This is a genomic window from Methyloceanibacter sp., from assembly GCF_041573655.1.
GTDB lineage: Bacteria > Pseudomonadota > Alphaproteobacteria > Rhizobiales > Methyloligellaceae > Methyloceanibacter.
The window spans coordinates 1-3,448 of record NZ_JBFFQD010000090.1; the positions used below are offsets into that span (position 1 = coordinate 1).

3 protein-coding genes are annotated in these 3,448 nt (G+C 65.8%); all 3 read left to right on the forward strand.

What is annotated here, in order from left to right:
• Positions 1 to 655 (forward strand): DsbA family protein (locus tag ABY454_RS12125; RefSeq protein WP_372931000.1); only part of this gene is annotated, 655 nt, incomplete at its 5' end.
• 14 nt (positions 656 to 669) lie between these two features.
• Positions 670 to 1,308, forward strand: coding sequence for a DsbA family protein (locus ABY454_RS12130; protein ID WP_372931002.1), 639 nt, complete (start codon positions 670 to 672; stop codon positions 1,306 to 1,308).
• 101 nt (positions 1,309 to 1,409) lie between these two features.
• Positions 1,410 to 3,448: AAA family ATPase (locus tag ABY454_RS12135; protein ID WP_372931004.1), on the forward strand; the 2,039-nt coding region annotated here is incomplete at its 3' end.

A 3,448-nucleotide genomic window follows, 5' to 3' on the forward strand; every position in this document is an offset into this window, starting at 1 on the left:
CGCGGTGCTTGCCGCCGTGGTGGTCGCCGGCATCGTCCTCTTCGACGACCGCGGAGGCGCGCCCGACCCCAACGCACCCAAGATGGATCCCGAAATGGCCGCGCTGATGGAGGCGGGGCCGCTGGAGGATATCGTCCTCGGCAATGCAGATGCGCCCTTCGTCATCGTCGAATACGCCTCGATGACCTGCCCGCACTGCGCGAACTTCTATACGGAGGTGTTCCCGCAGGTGAAGGAGAAGTACATCGACACGGGCAAGGCCCGCTTCATCTTCCGCGAGTTCCCGCTAGACGGGCTTGCCGTCGCCGCCTCCATGCTGGTGCGCTGCTCCGGCAACGACCGCTTCTATCCGATGCTCGACGGCCTGTTCGAAACCCAGGAGACCTGGGCGGCGCCCGGCGAGGACGGCAAGGAAAAGCTGCTGATGATCGCCAAGCAGGCCGGGTTCTCGCAGGAAGCCTTCGACAAGTGCCTGGCCGACAAGGAGCTTTTCGACAAGATCGTCGCCGTGCGCAAGAAGGCGCACGAAGAATATGGCGTCGACGCCACGCCGAGCTTCTTCGTCAACGGCAAGCGGCTGAAGGGCATCGGGATCGATAAGTTCGAGGCCGCGATCGAGGGGACCGGCAAGCCGGATACCCCGCCCAGCGGCTAGACTCACGGTGATCGATGGGACGGGTTAGAGGAGCCGCGCTGGTTGTCATCGCCGCGCTCGGCCTTTCGGGGTGCGGCGGCGGCGCGGGCACGCCTACGGAAGCGGCCGTCCCCCTCAAAGAAGAGATGGTGCAGCCGGGACCGCTCGGGGACCGCGTGTACGGCAACAAGAATGCGCCCGTGACTATCATCGAATATGTGTCCCTCACCTGCCCGTATTGCCGGCAATACCACGCCAAGGTGTTCCCGAAGGTGAAGCGGCAATACATCGATACGGGCAAGGTGCGCTATATCATCCGCGAGTTCCCCATCGGCCGGACTGCGGGCAACGCGGCGATCGTCACGGCTTGCGTGTCCAAAAGCAAATATTTGCCCTTGGTAGAGGCTTTCCTCTCCCGGCAGCGCGAATGGGTCAGCCAGGAGGTGCGCCCCAACGCCATCTATTCAGTGGCCAAATCCAGCGGTATGAGCCGCGCAGAATTTGACAAATGCCTATCGAATCAATCCATTATCGATGGCCTGACGGTGGTGAAGGAGCGGGGGCGCAAATACGGCGTGATCGGCACGCCGAGCTTCTTCATCAATGGCCAAAAACTCCAAGGCACCGTCACATTCGACGAAATCAAGGCACTGATTCGACCACAGGCATCTTGACCGCCGCCGTTGCGAATCACGCCCAACCACTGCCAAGTTCACTAGTAAGAGTACGCGTTCATCCACGCGCCACTCATAAATCCATTTAAGGATCGTTAGCCGTGCAGATCACCCGACTCCGCTTACTCGGATTCAAGTCGTTCGTGGAGCCGACCGAGCTCCTGGTCGAGACCGGCCTCACCGGGGTCGTCGGCCCGAATGGCTGCGGCAAGTCCAACCTGCTCGAGGCGCTCCGCTGGGCCATGGGCGAGACCTCTTATAAGAGCATGCGCGGCTCGGCAATGGACGATGTGATCTTCGCCGGCTCCCAGGACCGGCCCGCGCGCAACACCGCCGAGGTGACGCTGTTCCTCGACAACAGCAAGCGGCTGGCGCCTGCCGAGTTCAACGACTCGGACTTGCTTGAGGTGACGCGGCGCATCGAGCGCGAGGCGGGGTCCGCTTACAAGATCAACGGCAAGGACGTGCGCGCCCGGGACATCCGGCTGCTGTTCGAGGACGCCGCGACAGGCGCCCGCTCGCCGGCACTGGTGCAGCAGGGCCGCATCGGCGAGATCGTCAATGCCGCGCCGCAAGAACGCCGCCGCGTGCTGGAAGACGCCGCCGGCATTGCCGGCCTGCACAGCCGCCGCCACGAAGCAGAATTGCGCCTCAAGGCGGCCGAGACCAACCTCGGGCGGCTCGCCGACCTCATCGGCCAGATCAAGTCGCAACTCAACGCCATGCGCCGCCAGGCGCGCCAAGCCAAACGCTACCGGCAAATCTCCGACAAGATCCACGAGATGGAGGCCTTGCAGTACCACTTGCAATGGACGGCCGCTTGCGGGCAGGTCGAAGCCGACGAGGCGGCCTTCCAAGAGTCGCTGTCCGCGGTCGCCGAAGAGACCAAGGCGGAAGGCGAGGCCTTAAGGCGCCAAGCCGAGGCGGCCGAGAAGCTTCAGCCTCTGCGCGATGCGGAAGCCGAGCGCGCGGCGGTGTTGCACCGTTTGAGCGTGGAACGGGACGCGCTGGAGCGCGAAGAGGCCCGCGCCAAGGCTCGCCAGGCGGAATTGGAGACGCGGCTGGCGCAAGCCTCCCGCGACCTCGCCCGCGAGGAAGAACACATCGCCGAGGCCGAAAGCATGTTGCGCGGACTGGGTGAGGAAAGCCGCAAGCTCGTAGCGTCGAGCGAACGCGACGAGGAGGAGCCGCAGCTCCGCGCCGCCGCCGCCAAGGCTGTCGAGGCGCGTATCGCCGCGGAGGATGCGCTGCGCCAGGCCACCACCGAGCTCGCTGAGGCAAAAGCCGAACGCGGCCGCTTGGAAGGCGAGAAGACCACGACCGCCGCGCGGATCGCGCAGCTCGAATCCCAAGCGGGCGACGTCGAACAGGAACTCGCCAAGCTGGAAGCGGAGACCGGCGGCAGCGCCCAATTCGCCGAACTGCGCGCGGACGCCGACCGGCTCACCGCTGCCTTGCAGGAGACTGAGACAGCACTCGCCAAAGCCGAGGCGGACGAGGAGCAGGCCCGCGCCGAGGAAGCACGCTTACGTTCGGACGCAGCCGCGGCCAAGCTCTCCCGCCAGGAGATCGAGACCGAGTTCGCCACGCTGACCAAGCTGCTCGCGCCGGCCCACGATTGGACGCCGATCGTCGAAGAGGTGAGTGTCGAGGGCGGATACGAGCAAGCTCTTGGCGCCGCGCTCGGCGATGATCTCGACGCTGCATCCGAGGACACCGCGCCCGCCCATTGGCGCAAAACCACCGGCGATGCCGGGGATCACCCTCTTCCGGACGGCGCGGTCCCGCTCAGCCAGTTCGTGAAAGCGCCGGAAGCGCTTGCCCGCCGCTTGGCGCAGATTGGCGTGGTGGAGACCGCCCAAGGCCGGGACCTGCAAACGGCGCTCAAGCCAGGGCAGCGGCTCGTGTCCCGGGACGGCGATCTGTGGCGCTGGGACGGTTACAGCGTTACGGCGGGGACGGAGACCGCCGCGGGCGCCCGCCTGATGGAGCGCAGCCGGCTGGCGGCCTTGAAAGACAAGACGGCCGAGGCTGGAGAAGCACAATCCTCCGCCGAGGCAGCGCACACCGCCGCCACCGAGCGCGCGGCCGAAGCGACCCAGAAGACCAAGGACCTCCGCCTGAAGGCCAAGGAGACGCA